We start from the raw sequence: 2088 nt of genomic DNA on the forward strand, positions 1-2088 counted from the left end.
CGACCATCACGGCTTTGCCGGTCAGTACAACTCGGTCAAACGCTTCGTGGCCAAGCTGCGCCACAAGGTGCCCGAACAGTTCGACCGCCTGTCCTTCCTGCCCGGCGAGGAAATGCAGGTCGACTACGGCGAAGGCGCCCCTACCCGAGTAGCGGGCTCTGAGCGGTACCGCAAGCCGCGTCTGTTCGTGGCCACGCTGCGCTACTCGCGGGCCAGCTTTCGTTGCGTGGTCTGGAAGTCCAGCCAACGGGTCTGGGCTGAGCTGCATGAACGGGCCTTTCGGCACTTCGGTGGCTGCCCCCAGTACGTGGTCCTCGACAACCTCAAGGAAGGTGTGCTCACCCCGGACCTCTACGAGCCCGAGCTCAACAAGGTCTACGCCGCCACCCTGGCGCACTACGGCGTGGTGGCGGACCCGGCCCGGGTACGTGATCCGAACCGCAAGGGCACGGTCGAGCATGCCATCGGACACACGCAATCCACGGCCTTGAAGGGCCGGCGCTTTGAGTCCCTTGAGGCCCAGAACGAATTCCTGGCGCACTGGGAGCGCAACTGGGCGGCCAAGCGCATCCACGGTACCGAGCGCCGCCAGGTGCAGGCCATGTTCGAGGAGGAGCGCGCCCACCTCAAGGCGCTGCCGTTGCTGGGCATGCAGTATTTCGACGAGGTCGAGCGCACGGTCTGCGATGACAGCTGCGTGCGGGTGCAGCACTGCAGCTATGCCGCGCGGCCGGCGGCCATCGGGTCGAAGGTGTTGGTGCGCATTTACGCCCAGCGTCTGGAGATCCGGGACATCCGAACGGGCAAGCTGCTACGCACCCATGCCAAGGCCGAGCGCCCCGGTACCGTGGTGCTGCCCCAGGACGAACGGGTCTTCAATCCTTCGCGCGAGACCCGTCTGATCTTGCGCCAGGCCAGCGAGATTGGCGAGCATGCGGCCCGGCTGTGCCAGCTTCTCTTTGCCATCGAAGGCAGGGTCGGCCAACGCAAGCTGTGGGGCATCGTCGGCTTGGTTCGACGTTACCCCGCGCACTGCGTTAACGCCGCCTGCGCCCAGGCGCTCGAGCAAGGCATCTACAGCTACAAACGGGTGCAGGGCCTGACCGAATCCCTCTTTGCCGAGGCGCTGGCTGCGATTGAAGCGCAGGCCAGTGCCAGTAGCACCACCACGGTGGCGGCGGCCGGGTTGACCCAGCAGCACGAGCTGATCCGGGAGGCCGAGGAATACGGTGATCTGTTTGCACAGGCCGCGGCCACCGCTGTTTGCACCATGGTGGCCACTGCCAGCACGCAAAGGAGCCGGTCATGAACATGGTGGAGATCGAACGCGCCCTGCGCGAGTTGCGCCTCTCAGGGATCGCCGAGACCCTGTCGACCCGGGTGATGCAGGCCCAGGCCAGCCAGGAGCCCTTCCTGGAGACCTTGGGCGCCATGCTGCAAGACGAGCTCGACCGGCGCCGCACGCGCCTGCTGGAGCGTCCCTTCAAACGCTCGGGCCTCGACGAGAAGGTCACCCTGGCCGACTTCGACTGGCGATTCAACCCGAAGCTGCCACGGGCCGCCTGCTTCGAGTTGCACACCCTCAAATTCATCGCCGAAGGCGCCAACGCGCTGATCGTGGGCAAGCCCGGCACGGGCAAGAGCCACCTGGCCAAGGCGGTGGCCTACCAGGCCACACTGGCCGGCCACGACGTGCGCTACCTCGAGGCCGACACCGAGTTTGCCCGCTACGCGCTGGGCAATCCCACAGAGCGCAGCGAATTGCTCAAGGCGTGGGTGGAGCCGGATTTGCTGGTTCTGGATGATCTGTTCCTGACGCGGCGCATCAGTGAGCACGCCGCAGAGGTCTTGCAGACCGTCGTGCACCAGCGTTACAAGCTTCGCCGTGCCATCGTGGTGACCTCCAACCGCGTGGCGCAGGACTGGGGCCGATATCTGGGCGACGCCACCATGGCCACCACCATACTGGACAGACTCATGCACCGCTGCGCGATGCTGGAGTTCGAGGGCAAGAGTTACCGCCTCAAGGAGGCCGCCGCTCGCATCGTCAACAGCCCTGAACCGTCATAATCCAGCTGTCCTGCCTGG

Annotated in this window: 2 protein-coding genes; both read left to right on the forward strand. The window is 65.7% G+C overall.

All coding sequences use genetic code 11. From position 1 onward, the window contains the following. On the forward strand, window positions 1-1309 hold a 1309-nt coding region (gene istA / locus Tchar_RS13405), incomplete at its 5' end, for an IS21 family transposase (RefSeq protein WP_144329473.1). Next, a complete protein-coding gene (gene istB / locus Tchar_RS13410) occupies window positions 1306-2070 on the forward strand; it encodes an IS21-like element helper ATPase IstB (RefSeq protein ID WP_144329474.1) in 765 nt (254 codons plus the stop codon). The genes istA and istB, both read left to right, overlap by 4 nt. Window positions 2071-2088: the final 18 nt, after the last annotated feature.

The organism is Tepidimonas charontis, assembly GCF_007556685.1.
In the GTDB taxonomy this organism is placed as follows: Bacteria; Pseudomonadota; Gammaproteobacteria; order Burkholderiales; family Burkholderiaceae_C; genus Tepidimonas; species Tepidimonas charontis.

Excerpts from the sequence above, each read along its gene's own strand:
- istB (WP_144329474.1), top strand. The coding sequence starts at position 1,306 with ATGAACATGGTGGAGATCGAACGCGCCCTGCGCGAGTTGCGCCTCTCA.